Below are 16313 nucleotides of genomic sequence, written 5' to 3' on the forward strand. Positions count from 1 at the left end.
CAAAATAGCATACCAGCAAGGAGAGCGCAAAGGTGAGCCAGAATATTATCAGAGATCTCCGGGCCTTTCTTGAAATCCTGCGGAGGGAAAATTGCCTGCTTGAGGTTTCCGCTCCGGTTGATCCGCATCTGGAGATTGCCGAGATCCATCGTCGAGTGATTGCCGAAGGTGGCCCGGCCCTGCTGTTCACCAATGTCAAAGGCAGCAGTTTCCCGGTGGTCACCAACCTCTTCGGCACAGCCCGAAGACTGGAGCTGGCTTTTGGCCGCCGCCCCCAACAATTTGTCGCCGATCTGGTCAGGGCAGCGGAGACCCTCATGCCACCGAGCCTGGGCAAGATCTGGGAGATGCGCTCTCTGCTGGGCCAGGCCACCAAGGTGGGCTTAAAAAAAATCACCGCCGAGAAGGCCCCCATCCTGGAGGTCTGCCAGACCCCGTCCCGGCTGAGCGAGCTGCCCCTGCTCACCTCCTGGGCCACGGACGGCGGCGCCTTTGTCACCCTGCCCCTGGTCTACACCGAGCACCCGGACGGTCGCGGCCACAACCTGGGCATGTACCGCATCCAGCGCTATGATGACCGCACCACCGGGATCCATTGGCAGATCCACAAGGGCGGCGGCTATCATTACCATGCCGCGGAACGCCGCAACGAAGCCCTGCCCATGACCCTGTTCATCGGAGGGCCGCCAGCCCTGATGCTGGCCGCCATTGCCCCCCTGCCGGAAAATATCCCGGAACTGATGCTCGCCTCCCTGCTGCTTGGCGAAAAGCTCCCCATCACCCGCGATCCGGCCGGCGGCCACCCCCTGGTCGCCCACGCCGAATTCGCGGCCAAGGGCTTCGTCCCGCCCCACATGCGGCGGCCGGAAGGCCCCTTTGGCGACCATTACGGCTATAACTCCCTCACCCACGACTACCCGGTTTTCCATATCGAACGGCTGTATCACCGCCGCGACGCCATCTATCCGGCCACGGTGGTGGGCCGCCCCCGGCAGGAGGATTTTTACATCGGCGACTTTCTTCAGGATCTCTTGTCCCCGCTCTTCCCCCTGGTGATGAGCGGGGTCCGCCAGCTCAAAACATTCGGCGAGACCGGCTTCCACTGCCTGGCCGCGGCCAAGGTCACCGACCGTTACCCCCGAGAGGCTTTCGCCTCGGGCCTCCGCATCCTGGGCGAAGGCCAGCTCTCGCTGACCAAATTCCTGATCCTCACCGACGGTGAGATTGAGGTCACGGACTTCAAAAAACTGTGGGTCCATGTGCTGGAACGGATCAACTGGCAGACCGATCTCTTCGTCTTTGCCAATGTTTCCCAGGACACCCTGGATTACACCGGCCCCTCGGTGAACAACGGCTCCAAGGCCATGATGATGGGGCTGGGCAAGGAACCCCGCCGCATCCTGCCGGAAACATTTCACGGGGAACTGCCCCAGGGCTGCAGCAAGGCCAAGGTCTTTCTCCCCGGCACCCTGGTGGTTGAGGGGATGGGCTTCAGCCAACAACAGGATCTTCCCGCCCTTCTGGCCCATTGCCCGGCGCTGGCCGACTGGCAGGTGGTGGTGCTGGTGGACGATACCCAGGCCGCCACGGAGAATCTGCAGGAGTTTCTCTGGACCGTTTTCACCCGCTTCGAACCGGCTGCGGATATCCATGCGGCAGCAACCGAGCTGCGCCGCTTTCACCCCAGCCTCACCCCGCCCATCATCTTTGACTGCCGCCTGAAACCTTGGTATCCTGAAGTGCTTGAGGTGGACGAGAAAACCCGGCTCCTGGTTGATGGAAAAATCAACGACATCCTGCCGCCCCGGTACCGCTGAGCGGAGAATTTTCCGCCCATCTTTCTGTTAAAGATTGACGATCCTTCTGCCGAAACGATATGGTATAAGCAGGGTAATCATTATCAATGCGGGGTCCATCATGAAAATCACAGCGACTACTCCTGGCCAGCAGGATGTTTCAGCCCTCGGCAAAAGCTCTGGTTCGACCACAGGGGCTTCCTTTCAGGATATCCTTGCCCAGGAGCTGGCAGCAGCAAAAAGCCCGGCCAATACAGACATAGCCGCCGTTTCCCCCACAGCTCCTATTCCCGCAGCCCTCAGGCTGGACGGTCTTACCCTGGCGGAAGACACCATCAACACCCTGGACAAGTTCAGCGCGGCTCTGGGCAACCCAACTTTCAGCGCCCAGGACCTTGCCCCCTTTGCCTCCGCCCTTGAAGATGACACCGCGGCTCTGGTCAGCCTGAAAAATCAACTCCCACCAAACAACCCGCTCTCCTCCTTGCTTGAGAGAGTGGCCACCGCCTCGTATATCGAGGCCGCCAAACTGCGGCGCGGCGATTACCATGCCTGAACCGCTGCTCTCCTGCGCAAGAGTCCCCTCGCTGAAGCGCCTGTTTTCTCCTCGCCCCGTAGTTGCGCCTTTCCGCGCCTGACCGCCACAGTACCTTTCCATGCCCGAAGAACGGTTGCAAAAAATCCTGGCCAAGGCCGGCCTCGCCTCGCGGCGCAATGCGGAAGAGCTGATCCGCCAGGGGAAAGTGACGGTGGACGGCAAGGTCGTTACCGAAATGGGTTGCCGGGTTGACCCCGACACACAGGTTGTTGCCTTTGAAGGACGCCCCCTGCGCCGGGAGGAAGAAAAAATATATCTCCTCCTCAACAAACCCCGGGGCTATGTCACCACCCTCCACGACCCCCAAGGCAGACCCATTGTCTCTTCCCTGCTCACCGGCATCACCAGTCGGGTCTTTCCCGTGGGCCGTCTTGATTTCGATACCGAAGGCGCGCTCATCCTGACCAATGACGGCGATTTTACCGAACGCATTCTCCACCCGCGCTTTGAAATTGAGCGAACCTACCAGGCAACGGTCCGCGGCCTGCCAACACCTGAAAAAATTCGTCTACTCGAAGAAGGGTTTGAGCTCGAAGGGAAAAAAACCTGGCCGGCAAAGGTCCGGATCGTTGCCAAGGAACCGACAACAACCACTCTGGAGGTCACCATCCACGAGGGGCGGAAACGACAGGTCCGCATGATGTTCCAGGCCATAGGCCATCGGGTTCTCGCGCTCAAGCGCATCGCCTATGGAGGCCTGCAGCTCGGCGCTTTGCCCACCGGCAAATACCGGCGATTGACGCCGGCGGATCTGGCCCTTATTTTTTCTTGAAAAAATCCTCTTTACAATTGGGCACTTAGCTGTTTAGTATGTTTTATCTCCCTGTATTTAATATTGTTTTTATTAGCGGCTGCACATCGGAGAAAAACGATGAACAAATCGGAGTTGATCGAGGCACTGGCTGAGGAGATGCATGTTCCCTTACGGGACGCGAGCTCAGCGGTGACCACCATCCTTGACGCCATGGCGGATGCCTTGGCAAATGGCGAGAGTATCGAAATCCGTGGCTTTGGCAGTTTTGTGGTCAAGGAGTACGACTCCTATTTCGGACGCAACCCGAAAACCGGCGAGAAGATCAAGGTCAAGCCCAAAAAACTTCCCTTTTTCAAGGTCGGCAAGGAACTGAAAGAACGGGTCAACGAAGCGCCCGATTAATCTGCGTTCTCCCCCTGCCCGGGCTTGACAATCTCGCCCACAAGATCATAGGGATGCGCCTCGGTGATCCGCACATCCACAATATCCCCCGGACCGCAGATCCCCTCAGTGATATAGACACAGCCATCGATCTCCGGGGCCTGAAAACGGGTCCTGCCTTCCAACAAGAGATCGGTTTCCCTGCTCCATCCTTCGACCAGTACCTTTTCCACCCTGCCAACCATTGCCTGATTCCTGGCGAGAGAAATCTCGCCCTGCAGCTCCATGAGCCGCTGACGGCGCTCACTCTTTTCCTCTTCGGTACATTGGCCGGGCAGCTTGTAGGCCGCGCACCCCTCTTCGTTTGAATAGCCAAAGATCCCGACATGGGCCAGCTTCTCCGTCTGCATAAACTCGGCGAGTTGGCGCACATCATCCTCCTTCTCCCCGGGAAAGCCCACCATGAAGGTGGTCCGAATGGCCGCCTGGGGCAAAATCGAGCGAATCCGGGCGAGAAGTGCCTCGATCTGCTTGCGCCCGTATGGACGGTTCATTCCTTTCAGCACCGAATCCGAGACATGCTGGAGCGGGATATCAAGATAGGGGACAATCCGGGGATTGGCGGCCATAAACTCAAGGAGCTTGGCGTTGACCCGAGTGGGATAGAGATACAGGAGGCGGAACCAGGGGATGGCGGACGCTTCCAGCAAGGCGCTGAGCAACTCCACCAGATGCGGGGCGCCAGGACCAAGATCATGGCCATAGGCCGTGAGATCCTGGGCGACAAAGGTCAGCTCCCGCACCCCGTTTTCCCCGAGCATCCCCACCTCCTGCACCAGATCGGCAAGATTGCGGCTGCGCAGATCGCCGCGCAGAGAAGGAATCAGACAATAGGCACACCGGTTGGAGCACCCCTCGGTCACTTTCATATAGGCGCGATGCGCCGGGGAGGAGAGCCGCCGCGGCCAGGTGGAGTCCAGGAGAAAGGTTGGCGGGGCAAGATGCACCCTCGCTTTTCCCCCTTGGCCAAGTTCCTGGAGTCTGCGGACGATATCCTGGGTGCCCTCGGTGCCGATGAAGAGATCAACCTCGGGCAGCTCACTGGCAAGATCGGCCCCATAGCGCTGCACCATACAGCCGACCACCACCAGCTTCTTTTCCGGAAACCGCTCCTTCACCCCAGCCAGAGTCAGGATCTCCTCGATCCCCTCCTCCACCGCAGACTGGATGAAGCCACAGGTGTTGACCAAAAGCAGATCCGCCTCCTCCGCTTCCTCGCAAGGGACATACCCTGCCTCAACGAGCAGGCCGAGCATCAGCTCCGTATCCACCAGATTTTTGGGACAGCCAAGACTGACAGTAAAAAAAGTACGCATCATCGCCTCATTTTTTTTTAACTGCAGCCAGGGTGGTGACACAGCGCAGAAGGTCCGCCACCAACTCCTGGGACCGGATACGGAACTCCTTGCTCTGAAAAGAAGGCTGCCAGGATTCCTGCCACAAAAGATCCGAAACCATCATGACGGCAGCCAGCTCAACCTGGCGAAACGCCGCGACCTGCATGAGGGCGGAATACTCCATATCGACAGCAAGGATCCCCTCTCCACCATAGCGGACCACCTTTTCCCTGGTTTCGCGGTACAGGGCATCGGTGGTCCAGATCGGCCCTTCCCGCAGATCTTTGCCCGTTTTAGAGAAAAAATCCCGCAAAACCTTGCGCAACCGGGGAGAAGACCCAACCTTGCCAGCCACAGGATAATGCGTGGAGGTTCCCTCTTCGCTCACACCCCAGGTAGGCAGCACCAGTTCACCCACGCCAAGGTCGGCACGAAGGGAGCCGCACCAGCCATAGACAATAATCTCGCGGGCGCCGAGGGCGATGAGCTTTTCCAGACAGATCACCGCCATGGGCGCACCAACCGCAGGCCCAGCCCAGAAAACTGGAGATGATTGACTGCAATGCAGATTGCTGTGAAACAAAAAATGGCGGGTCCACTCTTCCTGGGCTGCAATCTGCGCGGCGTGACGGGCCTCGGCGGGATTCACCAGCAGAACCCCGCAGGACGGGAGCTGCGGCTCATTCTTGCCGCGCGAGGGATGGACAACAACTTCACTCATGACCGGAGGACCCCAGAAAGCAGAAAAGGCCGCAGGGGGGAAAACCCCTGCGGCCTTACGAACCTTAAATATCGCGAAAAACTTACTTCAACAGCGGATTCGCGAACAGCAGGATCAGGGAGATAACCAGACCGTAAATGGTCAGAGACTCGATCAGAGCCAGACCGATGATCATGGTAACGGTGATCTTGCCGGAAGCCTCGGGGTTACGAGCGATACCGGAGCATGCGCCGCCGATACCAGCGCCCATGCCGATACCACAACCAAGAGCAGCAACGCCAACAGACAGAGCAGCAGCAAGGCAGATCAGGGCAAGGTTCGCAGCGGGAGCAACAGCGGCAGCAGCCTCTGCACCAGCCTCAGAAGCCATGGCTACGGTGGACAGAGCCAAAACCATCAATACGGACAAAATTCCTGCTTTCTTCATCGTACTTCCTCCAAAAAATTTTTTATAATTGGCCTTCTTCATTAGTTCACAAAGAACCGGTTACACAAATTAATGGGCATGTTCCATGGCGGCGGAAAAATACAGAATCGAGAGCAGGAGAAAAACCAGCGCCTGCACGATGGAAACAAACACGCCAAGACAGAGAATCGGCAGCGGGGCAAAGTAAGCGCCTGCCAGCATGAAGAGGATGCCCAACAGGGTCTCCTTAGCCATGATGTTACCGAAAAGACGAATGGAGAGCGACAAGATACGGGCAAAATGGCTGATAAGCTCGATGGGGAGCATGAGGGGAATCAGCCAGGGAATGGGTCCGAGAAAATGCTTGATGTAGCCGATACCATGAAACTTCACCCCGAGAATATGGGTGGTGAAGAAAACGATCAGGGTGCAGGCCAGGGTGATATTGAGGTTGGAGGTCGGAGACATGAATCCCGGCATCAAGCCGATCATGTTCGCCACCAGAATATAGAGGGCAAAGGTGGCGAGCATGGGAAACATCATCCGCGCCCCTTCCTTGCCCATGTTGTCCGCCATGAATCCCTCAAGGCCGCCGATGACGACCTCCCAGAAATTCTGGCCCTTGCCGGGCACCAAGGACATCTTGCCCAGGGTCAATTTCGGGACAATGATCAGAAAAAGCATAACCAGCCAGGTGTAGGTCATGTGCGGAGAAACCAGCTTGGCCAGCAGCGTGTCCCCGACCGGACCGTGGGGAACAGGCAACCCCAGACTTTGCAGAATCAGCGAGATAAACAGTATTGGATGTTCCATGGACCGTGCGCGCCTCCTTAAACCTTTTATTACTTTGTCGAATAAATACTTTTTGCTGCGACCATCACGGCAAGCCCAATACTCAAAAGCACAGTGGACAGGCCAACCAGCAGGGCGAGGGTGTGAACCAACTGATACCGAACCAGAAGGAAGAGAACCCCCACGACTACGAACAGACGCAGATAATATCGCATAAAGAACAACGGCTTGACCGCCTCAAGCGGCCCGGCCAACAACCTGATCAGATCTCTTTTCAAAAAGAGAAAACTCAGGTTTGCAATCGCTCCGCCGATGAAAACGGAAAGGGCATGAAATCCTGAGTACCCCCACCAGCCCAAGCCGGTGAGCACCGCCAGCAACAGCCAGTTAAAAACCATGACCCTGCCCAGCGACACTTCGCCAGAAGCTGCGGAAGACCGACTCTCCGCCATCAGAGATCCTTCCGGCTGGCCATGTCATAGAGATTTTTGAAGGCCGCCGCAACCCCGAACCCCAAGAAAATCAGGGTCAACCAAGGAGAGGTTCTGCCGTCAAACACCTTATGATCGAGATAGTAACCGATGCCGACTCCGATAAAGATAGAGAAGGCTACGGACATGCCAACGGTGCTGAACTGGGCAAGCAACCGCAGGGTATCCTTACGATTACTGGACATCTTCAGCCCTTGCAGCACTGTCCGGAAAACAACTCCATCGATTTACGACCGATAGGATTACTAGCATTGCATCCCCCCAAAGTCAACGGCTTTTTTCTCATTTTGCCAACTTTTTGAATGAGCATTCAGTTTTCTCAAGCGCCGTGGCCAACTCACCTTCACTCTGCGCAGCGGAGATAAAAAGCGCCTCGAATTGGGAGGGGGCCAGCCAGATTCCCTGCTCCTGCATCTGCCGGAAATGCTGGCCGTATCGGGCCGTATCCGCCTGCATGGCCGAGTCAAAGTCAACCACCGGCCCGGACGTAAAAAAAGCGGTCATCATGGAGCCCACCCGGTTCAGGGTGGTCTGGCCGGGCAGATATTTTTCCGCAAGCATCGTCATTCCTTGGGCAAAGCGGGCCGACTTCTCCTCCAGCGCGGCATAAAATCCGGGCTGAGCCAACTGCCGCATGGTGGCGGCACCCGCCGCCATGGCCAGGGGATTGCCGGACAAGGTTCCGGCCTGATAGACCGGACCGACCGGGGAGATCGTGTCCATGAGTTCTCTGGTGCCGCCATAGGCACCAACCGGCAAGCCGCCACCGATGATCTTGCCGAGACAGGTAAGATCGGGCATGACCCCATAGTATTCCTGCGCTCCGCCCAGGGCCAGACGCAGACCGGTGATCACCTCGTCGAAGATAAGAACGATGCCCAGCTCGGTGGTCAGAGTGCGCAGCGTTTGCAAAAATCCGGGATTGGGGGCAACAACCCCCATATTTCCCGCCACCGGCTCGATGATCACGCAGGCAATATCCAATTTTGTATCACGCAGGGTCTTTTCCAGAATCTCCGGGTTATTATAAGGAATGGAGATCGTGTTCTTGACAATATCCGCAGGCACCCCGGGGCTGCCGGGTATCCCGAGGGTGATCACCCCAGACCCGGCCTTGACCAAAAAACTATCGGCATGGCCATGGTAACAGCCGTCAAATTTCACCACCACATTCCGGCCGGTGTACCCCCTGGCCAGCCGGATGGCACTCATGGTCGCCTCGGTGCCGGAGCTGACAAAGCGCACCTTTTCCACCGAAGGCAGAGCATTGATTACCAACTCGGCCAGTTCAACCTCCAGGGGGCAGGGTGCGCCAAAACTGGTGCCGTCCCGCAAGGTTTTTTCAATGGCCTCGACCACGGCCGGATGGTTATGCCCAAGGATCATCGGCCCCCAGGAGCAGACAAAATCGAGAAATTCGTTGCCATCCACATCCTGAATCTTGGATCCGGCTGCCTTTTTCACAAAAAGAGGGTCACAGCCCACGGATTTACAGGCCCGCACCGGACTGTTCACTCCGCCGGGGATAAGTTGCTGCGCCCTTGCAAACAGGCTCTGCGATTGATCGGTTTTCATCATCCTGCACTCCTTGCCTTTAAAATGATTGCTGATCCCGCACGAAAAAAGGGGCACAGATCAACGACAATACGATAACGCCTTCACGATGCGCTTACTGTCTCCGGGAAGCGGAAAATATAGCAGGCTGCAGCCATGCTGTCAAAATTCTTTCAAGCCCCACAAGCACCGCCCCCACAATCCCTTTCTTTACACCATCCTTTCCCTTGACACGACAAAGCCCTTCATAGCAATATGACCGCAGGAGCAGAAGACGGGCGAAAACATCCTTTCCCCGCAAGACCACACCAGGAGACGCCATGGAACTGCATGACCCGAATCTTCATCTCAAGCTTATGGAAATGTGTGACTGCTATCTCGGCACAGACTACGCTGCCACCATTCAAAAGGTGGCGGATGGTCCTTCCGCCGACACGCAAGAGGACGCCCTGAGGTATCTGGCCCTGGCCCTCCTCTACACCCTGACCGAAGAGGCCAGCCAACTTTCTCTGAAGCGGAAAAAAGACAAGGTCACCGTCACCATCAAACACGACAATGAAAAAATTGCCCTGCGCCCGCCGGCAAGACCTGTGTTCAATACAATCATTTCCATGATGCGCACCATCCTCCATTTGGAGGAAGACAAAGGCGGGATGGCGCTGACCCTTGGGCTCAAAAATGACCAGATCGAGGTCCAGGTGAAGATCGAACGCACCACGGACAAGGAAACCCTCAAGGTGAAATTTCCCGAGCTGAGATAAGTGCTCCGGCCCGCGCCCTGCCGACAAAAGGCTCCAAGCGGAAGAACGTCGCCCTTCCCGCCAGCGGTCCTTTTCCCCCTAGCGCCAGAACCTTGCCCTGCCCGGTCCAGCCACAACAACTGGCTGTTTTGCCTTGACAATCTTGGCAATGCCAATAAATAATCAAACATCTCCTGCATATTTGCACGTCTTTGGCAGCAGACGCTTTTTTTCAGACTTTTTTGCCTCTCATCTGCACATGACCATAAGGAAGGAGTCGGTAATGACCAAGAAAGAAAGCGGGACCGAGGAAATAACCCCATGGGAACTTACGGGTTTGCCGATCGCCCCAGCCGGGGGAAGCCCTGCGAGCGGCGATCTCGAGAAAATCATCCGCAAAAACTATCGCGAACCCATTGCCGAAGACGATACGGTCTGCGCCGAGATTGACGGCCGAACCCATAGGGTCTGCGATATCGGCAGCCGGGGCATGGGCCTCATTGTTCCTGCCCTCAGCGGCTTTCTGGCAGGCACGCTGTACGGTATCATGCTGCATATCGACAACAACACCATCACCCTCCGGGGAAAAGTCACCCATATCTCACCCAGCGAAACCTCCGGGGAGTGCCAGTGCGGAATCGAGTTCATCGAACTGAACCCAAAGGACGAAGAGGCCCTGCAGCAGTTTCTGACCGCACACCACGCCAGACTCTTTAGCACCACTAGCCGTTCTGCCGACCTTGGCCGGGATTAAACAGCAACCTCATCATGATCATGGACCCGGGGAAGAATGGCGGCGAAAAATAAACACGATATAATGGATGACCTCCTGAAAGGCGCCTCGGAAGACACGCCGCTTGAGGCTCCCTCCCTTGCCAAGCTGATTCATCGCACCGGAGAAACAACCCGCGCCACACATCCTGGCGAAAGCGCGTCAGACCCGGAGCAGAAGAAAGCCCCGGGACCCGACAGCAAGAAAAAATCCACCCACTATCTTTCCGAAGAGATTTTCGAGGATCTGGACGACGCACGGGATAAAATAAATGAACTGGTGCACCAGCGCCTGAAATCCAGGGTTTCAAAGTCCCGGATTGTGAATCAGGCACTGAGGATGATCCTCAAGGATTTTGAGGAAAAGGGCGAAAAAAGCCATCTGATCAAAGAGATCTTAAAAGACATCCGCAAGAAATAATTAGAAGTTGGCCACGGCCGGCCCGGAGACTTCACAATGATAATCACTTGCCCTCACTGCAAAAAACAGCACAATATCGATGAAAAAAGAATCCCGCCCAATGTCAAGATGGCTCGCTGCCAAGGGTGCGGACAACAGTTCCCCCTCGATATTCCCCGGGAAGAACCAGCTCCGCCGCCCTTACCGAAGCCCATCCCAGTCGAGATAGCGCCGATTCCTGCTGCATCCGACGCCGCGCCTCGGGGCACCCAGGAGACCAGAAGGATCGGGGTCTCCCTGAGCAAGGGGGGGGTCGGCAAGACCACAACCTCGGTAAACCTCGCCGCCGGCCTTGCCCTGGCGGGAAAAAAGGTTCTTCTGGTTGACACCGACACCCAGGGGCAATCGAGTTTCATGCTGGGCGTAAAACCCAAAGGCGGCCTGACCGAGCTGGTGACCGGCGAGCTCCCTCCCGAAGAGGCAATTATTCAGGCGCGCAAGAACCTGTGGATCCTGGCCGGAGGCAAATCGCTGGCAGGTCTCAAGCGCCTTATCGACCGCAAGGACTACGGCGGCGAGCTGACCATTGCCCAGGCCCTGACCCCGCTGGAAAAAGACTACGATTACGTGGTGGTGGACACCTCGCCGGGCTGGGATCCCCTCACCGTCAATGTTCTGTTTTATGTCAACGAGCTGATGACCCCGGTCTCGCTTGAGGTCATGTCCATTCAGGGGTTCGGTGAATTCCTGAAAAGCATCGCCTCCATCCAGAAGTTCCGCAAAGAGGTCGAGCTCCGCTACATCCTGCCCACCTTCCGCGACATGCGGGTAAAGAGCGGGAGTGAGTTTCTCGAGGAGATTGAAAAAATCTACGGGGACAAGGTCTGTGCCCCGATCCGTTACAACGTCCGCTTATCAGAGGCCCCGGCCTACGGGCAGACCATTTTTGAGTTTGCCCCCGGGTCCAATGGCGCCCAGGACTACCGCGATCTTGTCCGCAAGGTCACGGGCGAACCGGATCTTTTCACCTGAGCCGCCCCATGCCACGCGCATTTCCAGAACATCCCCGGCGAAAAAGGACAGAGGAGGATTCTGCCCATGGCTGTTGAAAGCAGGCTGATTCCCGTGCTCCGCGAGGGGATCGATATTGTAAAAATGATTGCTTATAAAAAGCTGAAAGAGGCGCTGGCGGCGAAACACCCCGACCGGGACGCTCCCTTCATCGCCAGGCTAACCGGGGCGCTGATCAATATGATCTTCGGCGTTCCGGCCCAAGAGGAGCCCTTTGTCCAATTCGCCAGGACAGAGGCGGAGCTCATTGCCCAAGAAAAAATTACCCTCGGACCCCTGCTTGAGGATCTCCGGATTCCTCTCACCGATGCCCTCCGCATCCAAGCCCTCTGCGACCACCAGCAAGGCGAGGACAGCACCGCCACCCTCAAGCAGGCACAGGAACTCGGGATCCTCCTGGTTGACCGCGACCTGCCGCTGCCCCACAGCTTCACCGAACTGGTCCGCAAGCTGGGCAGCGCCTTTGGCCTGATACTGCCCCCCCTGCCCAGCACCGAGCACTGACGCCGCCTAAACCGCTGGCCTCTCAGCTCTCAAGCTCGTACTTCTTGATCTTGCGCCAGAGTGAGACCCGATCAATGCCCAGAACCTGGGCGGCCACGCTCTTGTTATCCCCGTGCTCCTTTAAGACCCACTCGATATAGGCCCGTTCCTGGTCGGCAAGACTTGGGATTCCGCCGCTTTTCCGGCGGAAGGTCTGGAAAGAGGCGCCGCGCAGGTCTTCCGGCAGATGCCCGACTTCAATGGTGTCGCCGCTGGCCAGCGCCACCCCACGTTCGATAATATTTTCCAGCTCCCGGACATTGCCGGGGAAATCGTAGCGCAGCAGAATATCCACCACCTCCGGCTCGATATTGGCCACCTCCTTGTGCATCAATATCCCGTACTTCCTGATAAAATGCTGAATAAGCAGGGGCAGATCATCCTTGCGCTCGGCCAGGGGCGGGATATGCAGCGCCACCACATTGATCCGAAAAAACAGATCCTGCCGAAAATGGCCCAGCTTCACCTCCTCCGAGAGGTTTCGGTTGGTGGCCGCAAGAAAACGGACATTGACCTTGATCGGTGAAACCCCACCGAGATGCATCACCTCTTTTTCCTGGATCACCCGAAGCAACTTCACCTGCATGGCCGGTGACATCTCGGTGATCTCATCGAGAAAAAGGGTGCCGCCATCGGCCATCTCCACCAGCCCCTTCTTCATTTCCACCGCCCCGGTGAACGCCCCTTTCTCATGGCCGAAGAGCTCATTGGCCAGCAGATCCTCCTGAAAGGCTCCGCAATTCACGGAAAGCATGGGGCCGTTCCTCCGGTTGCTGCAGCTATGGACAAAGCGGGCCAGCAGCTCCTTGCCGGTGCCCGACTCCCCGCAGATCACCACGTTGCTGTCCGAGGTGGCCACCTGTCCGGCCGTAGCCAGCAATTTTTTCATCCCGGGGTTGTCGGTAATAATCCGCGCCTCACCCTGAAAGGCCTTGAGATGTTCCCGCAGCCGGAAGTTTTCCCGCTTCAGCCCGGTTTTCTCCAGGGCTTCCCGCACAACCTTCCGGACCTCGTCGAGCTTGTATGGCTTGGCGATATAATGGTATGCCCCGCCCTTCATTGCCTCGATGGCGGAATCCACCGTGGCGTAGCCGGTGATCATGATCACCTCGGTGTCGGGATACAGCTCTCGGGTCCGCTTCAGGATCTGCATGCCGCCGACCTTTTCCATCTTCAGGTCGGTCAAGACCAGGTCAAACATATTCTCTTCCAGCAGATGCAGAGCTCGGGGACCGCTCTGGGAGGCGGTGACCTCGTATCCTTCCTTCTTCAACACATGCTTGAGATTGCTCAGGGCTATTTCTTCGTCGTCAACGACCAAGATCCTTGCGGGTTCGTTATTCATGATCATGTTCCTGTTGTACTGCCGGTAGCCAGATAATAAAGGTGGTGCCAAGGCCGGGCCTGCTTTCCACGCTGATGGAGCCGCCATGCCATTCGATTATGTCATGGACAATAAAAAGCCCAAGCCCGGAGCCCTTGCCCACGTCCTTGGTGGTGAAAAACGGATCAAAAATCCTCTTGACATGTTCCGCGTCGATCCCCGGCCCGTCATCCTCGATGAGGATTTCCACCTCATCAAGACCGGTGCCACACCCCGTCCCCAGAGCGGAAATCCAGATATGCCCATTGCTTTGAACCGCGTCGAGCGCATTCTTTACCAGATTGAGCAGAACCTGCTGCATCCGTTGCTTGTCGACAATGACGGAAAGCTCCTCCGGGATATCCACGGCGATCACCACTTCGTTGGGCGTATGCCCGCGAAGGAGCAGGATGGTTTCATCCACCAACTTTTTAAGGAGAACCTTCTCCTTTTTGCATTCCTTGATCCGGGAGAAATCCAGCAGGGTTCGGACGATGTCGCGGGCCTTATCCGACTGGGTCTCTATCTGACCGATGAGGCTCTTCTTGAACTCCAAATCATCCTCTTCGATCTCTTCGCCGAGAATCTGGGCCGAGCTGGAAATATTGGATAACGGGTTGTTCAATTCATGGGCCACCCCGGACAGCAACGTGCCCAAGGCAGCCAGCTTCTCCGATTGCACCAATTGATGCTGGCGCATCTGCAATTCCTTGGTCATCCGGTTGAAGGCGGTGAGCAGAGAACGGATCTCCTGTTCCCCTTCCCCCACCGCGACTTCGACAAAATCACCATGGGAAATCCTCTTGGTGTATCCTTCGAGAATTTTGAGCGAACTCACCACCTTCCTCCCCAAAAGGGCCGCTATGGTCAGGGCGGAAACAAACAGACAGACCATGGAAGCAAGGAGAATGCTCTGGGTCGTTTTCAGGAGTTTTTTGATTTTACTCTTTACGGCATACCTGGTTTTTTCGCCAAATTCGGTGAGTTGCTTGCCGGCATGTCGGACCTGCTCTTCTAATTTTTCCTGGGCGCGTCCCATGCCCTCGTAGTCCGCCCCCTGGGCAAGATCGAGATTATGGACGTGCAGTTGCCCCATGAAACCGTTGTAGGTGTCGATCTCCTTCGCCAATTGCTGGATCTCGGCGGAAGAGACCACCATGTGCAGAGCGGCCGCGTTATTCGCAAAGATATCCCTGATTTTTTCCCAATAGAACTGGTTTTCCTGGAAATCCTTTTCCTGACGGTAGAGAAAATAATTCTTCTCGAACCTGCGAACCTCAAGGGTCGTATTAAAAAAGTCCTCAATAACCTCACCGAAGGCAACCTGCTCTTCCACCCGCTTGACAATCCCATAGGTCAAAACGGCGGAGCCCACCATGAGAGTGAGCAACAGATAGAAGCCAAAGGTGATCTTCTTGCGTATGCCGAGATGAAACATGCCCTGTCTTCCTTTTCCACGAAGGGGCCGACTCCCCTAGCATTTTCTCTTTGCACGCACAATACTCCCACTGCAAAACAAAGTCCAGAGGTTGCATGTTGCAACGCAGCCTTTAGTATTGCAACACACGAATAACATTCCGATATGATTGATTATTTTTTTTATGCAAAAAATCACGTTGCAAAGTGAAACAACTGGGTGCATTTTTAGACACCTTGCCAACTTCTTGTTATTAAAGGATAAAATCAATACTTACACGACTGGCACGGTTGTTGCTCATTGAAACAATCAACAACCATACTTTCAAACTGTTTTTAGCAACACACCCATACGAAGGAGAACAGCCATGAACACCATCCTGAATCGCATCGACCGTCTGATGATGGCAATTACCTTTGCGGAAGCCAACGAAGCAGAACTGGCCCAAGAATACATCCCCAGCCGGAAAACGGTCCCGAGCAAGCAGGCAGAACCGAACACCACGATGACCAGCGGCCAGATTCTGCCTACTCAGACCGCCCATTGAACCGAAGACCTTTACCCTGGATCGAGCCATGAGCGCCCTGACGACGATGTTCAAAAAACTTGAAGAAGCCATGACCGCGGCGACCTTTGCCGAGGCCGGCGAGTTCGAGACGGCTCGCCAGTTCCTCAAAACAAACAAGAATGCACACAAACGGGTACTTCTGGGAACGGACAAGCCGGAGATCGAGCCCCGCACCATCAGCTACGCGATGCATCTCTGTCAGCGTCTCGGAGGCGGCCTGGAAATTTTCCACATGCTCCAGTTGCCGGAAAATGAAACCGCTTCCCTCCTGACCCTGGAACAAGAACCGCTCGCCTCTTTCAACCTGGGTCTTCAAGAAAAAGGTGTTGTCTATCAGCCGGTCAACAGCCCCGGCTGCTTGGCGGACGAGGTTCTTCGCCATGCCGGTCCCCGCCGGGATATCCTCTGCGTTGTTTTTGATGCGCTGGAGCCGGATGGTGCGATATGCCGCAAAGCAAAAGAAAATATGATCGCCAAATTTCAGGCCCTGCACTGCCCTGTCGTAATGTACGCAGGCGCATCCGTCAGAGCCTGATACCTTAAATAAATT

The 16313-nt window shown here is 56.3% G+C and carries 20 protein-coding genes; 11 read left to right on the plus strand and 9 right to left on the minus strand.

Annotated elements, in window-relative coordinates; translation table 11 throughout:
- The first annotated feature begins 32 nt into the window (after nucleotides 1-32).
- The 4 genes from OLX77_RS03595 to OLX77_RS03610 all read left to right on the plus strand — a co-directional run bounded on the left by OLX77_RS03595 (nucleotide 33) and on the right by OLX77_RS03610 (nucleotide 3550).
- A complete protein-coding gene (locus tag OLX77_RS03595) occupies nucleotides 33-1817 on the plus strand; it encodes a UbiD family decarboxylase (RefSeq protein WP_307632219.1) in 1785 nt (594 codons plus the stop codon).
- A 100-nt stretch (nucleotides 1818-1917) separates the two neighbouring features.
- Nucleotides 1918-2352, plus strand: coding sequence for a hypothetical protein (locus OLX77_RS03600; protein ID WP_307632220.1), 435 nt, complete (start codon nucleotides 1918-1920; stop codon nucleotides 2350-2352).
- A gap of 100 nt (nucleotides 2353-2452) precedes the next feature.
- The gene (locus OLX77_RS03605) at nucleotides 2453-3166 is read left to right on the plus strand and encodes a pseudouridine synthase (RefSeq protein WP_307632221.1); all 714 of its coding nucleotides are present in this window, start codon (nucleotides 2453-2455) and stop codon (nucleotides 3164-3166) included.
- Between the two features lie 99 nt (nucleotides 3167-3265).
- Nucleotides 3266-3550 carry an integration host factor subunit beta gene (locus OLX77_RS03610; RefSeq protein ID WP_503827384.1) on the plus strand — a complete coding sequence of 95 codons (285 nt, stop codon included), beginning with the start codon at nucleotides 3266-3268 and terminating at the stop codon, nucleotides 3548-3550.
- On the opposite strand, the gene rimO is transcribed toward OLX77_RS03610, so the two are convergent.
- The 7 genes from rimO to hemL all read right to left on the minus strand — a co-directional run bounded on the left by rimO (nucleotide 3547) and on the right by hemL (nucleotide 8911).
- Nucleotides 3547-4908, minus strand: coding sequence for a 30S ribosomal protein S12 methylthiotransferase RimO (gene rimO, locus OLX77_RS03615; protein ID WP_307632223.1), 1362 nt, complete (start codon nucleotides 4906-4908; stop codon nucleotides 3547-3549). The genes OLX77_RS03610 and rimO overlap by 4 nt on opposite strands.
- Before the next feature lie 4 nt (nucleotides 4909-4912).
- Nucleotides 4913-5647: a nucleoside phosphorylase gene (locus OLX77_RS03620; protein WP_307632224.1), complete on the minus strand. Its 735-nt coding sequence runs from the start codon at nucleotides 5645-5647 to the stop codon at nucleotides 4913-4915.
- An 82-nt stretch (nucleotides 5648-5729) separates the two neighbouring features.
- Complete coding sequence (gene atpE / locus OLX77_RS03625) at nucleotides 5730-6074, minus strand: ATP synthase F0 subunit C (protein ID WP_307632225.1); 345 nt, start codon at nucleotides 6072-6074, stop codon at nucleotides 5730-5732.
- A 69-nt stretch (nucleotides 6075-6143) separates the two neighbouring features.
- A complete protein-coding gene (atpB, locus tag OLX77_RS03630; protein ID WP_307632226.1) occupies nucleotides 6144-6866 on the minus strand; it encodes a F0F1 ATP synthase subunit A in 723 nt (240 codons plus the stop codon).
- A 29-nt stretch (nucleotides 6867-6895) separates the two neighbouring features.
- On the minus strand, nucleotides 6896-7297 hold the full coding sequence (locus OLX77_RS03635) for an ATP synthase subunit I (protein ID WP_307632227.1): 402 nt from the start codon (nucleotides 7295-7297) through the stop codon (nucleotides 6896-6898).
- Entirely contained in the window at nucleotides 7297-7521 is a 225-nt protein-coding gene (locus OLX77_RS03640; RefSeq protein WP_307632228.1) for an AtpZ/AtpI family protein, read from the minus strand. Before OLX77_RS03640 ends, OLX77_RS03635 begins: the two co-directional genes overlap by 1 nt.
- A 97-nt stretch (nucleotides 7522-7618) precedes the next feature.
- Entirely contained in the window at nucleotides 7619-8911 is a 1293-nt protein-coding gene (hemL, locus tag OLX77_RS03645) for a glutamate-1-semialdehyde 2,1-aminomutase (protein WP_371877488.1), read from the minus strand.
- 299 nt (nucleotides 8912-9210) lie between these two features.
- Here hemL and OLX77_RS03650 point away from each other — a divergent pair, with 299 nt between their 5' ends.
- The 5 genes from OLX77_RS03650 (at nucleotide 9211) to OLX77_RS03670 (ending at nucleotide 12376) form a co-directional block, all read left to right on the plus strand.
- Complete coding sequence (locus OLX77_RS03650; protein WP_307632230.1) at nucleotides 9211-9651, plus strand: hypothetical protein; 441 nt, start codon at nucleotides 9211-9213, stop codon at nucleotides 9649-9651.
- Between the two features lie 262 nt (nucleotides 9652-9913).
- A complete protein-coding gene (locus OLX77_RS03655; RefSeq protein ID WP_307632231.1) occupies nucleotides 9914-10384 on the plus strand; it encodes a PilZ domain-containing protein in 471 nt (156 codons plus the stop codon).
- A gap of 36 nt (nucleotides 10385-10420) precedes the next feature.
- Nucleotides 10421-10822, plus strand: coding sequence for a hypothetical protein (locus OLX77_RS03660; RefSeq protein ID WP_307632232.1), 402 nt, complete (start codon nucleotides 10421-10423; stop codon nucleotides 10820-10822).
- Nucleotides 10823-10858: 36 nt separating this feature from the next.
- Nucleotides 10859-11833 (plus strand): AAA family ATPase, encoded by a 975-nt coding sequence (locus tag OLX77_RS03665; RefSeq protein ID WP_307632233.1) that lies wholly within the window; start codon nucleotides 10859-10861, stop codon nucleotides 11831-11833.
- A gap of 66 nt (nucleotides 11834-11899) precedes the next feature.
- Nucleotides 11900-12376: a hypothetical protein gene (locus tag OLX77_RS03670; protein WP_307632234.1), complete on the plus strand. Its 477-nt coding sequence runs from the start codon at nucleotides 11900-11902 to the stop codon at nucleotides 12374-12376.
- A gap of 22 nt (nucleotides 12377-12398) precedes the next feature.
- On the opposite strand, the gene OLX77_RS03675 is transcribed toward OLX77_RS03670, so the two are convergent.
- Both OLX77_RS03675 and OLX77_RS03680 read right to left on the minus strand, forming a co-directional pair.
- The gene (locus OLX77_RS03675) at nucleotides 12399-13766 is read right to left on the minus strand and encodes a sigma-54-dependent transcriptional regulator (RefSeq protein ID WP_371877458.1); all 1368 of its coding nucleotides are present in this window, start codon (nucleotides 13764-13766) and stop codon (nucleotides 12399-12401) included.
- The gene (locus OLX77_RS03680; RefSeq protein WP_307632236.1) at nucleotides 13753-15216 is read right to left on the minus strand and encodes a sensor histidine kinase; all 1464 of its coding nucleotides are present in this window, start codon (nucleotides 15214-15216) and stop codon (nucleotides 13753-13755) included. The genes OLX77_RS03675 and OLX77_RS03680 overlap by 14 nt, the downstream gene beginning before the upstream one ends.
- A 346-nt stretch (nucleotides 15217-15562) precedes the next feature.
- Here OLX77_RS03680 and OLX77_RS03685 point away from each other — a divergent pair, with 346 nt between their 5' ends.
- Together OLX77_RS03685 and OLX77_RS03690 are read left to right on the plus strand one after the other, a co-directional pair.
- Nucleotides 15563-15742, plus strand: coding sequence for a hypothetical protein (locus tag OLX77_RS03685; RefSeq protein WP_307632237.1), 180 nt, complete (start codon nucleotides 15563-15565; stop codon nucleotides 15740-15742).
- 28 nt (nucleotides 15743-15770) lie between these two features.
- Complete coding sequence (locus tag OLX77_RS03690; protein ID WP_307632238.1) at nucleotides 15771-16298, plus strand: putative universal stress family protein; 528 nt, start codon at nucleotides 15771-15773, stop codon at nucleotides 16296-16298.
- Nucleotides 16299-16313 lie beyond the last annotated feature (15 nt).

It is taken from the genome of Thiovibrio frasassiensis (genome assembly GCF_029607905.1).
Lineage (GTDB): Bacteria > Desulfobacterota > Desulfobulbia > Desulfobulbales > Desulfurivibrionaceae > Thiovibrio > Thiovibrio frasassiensis.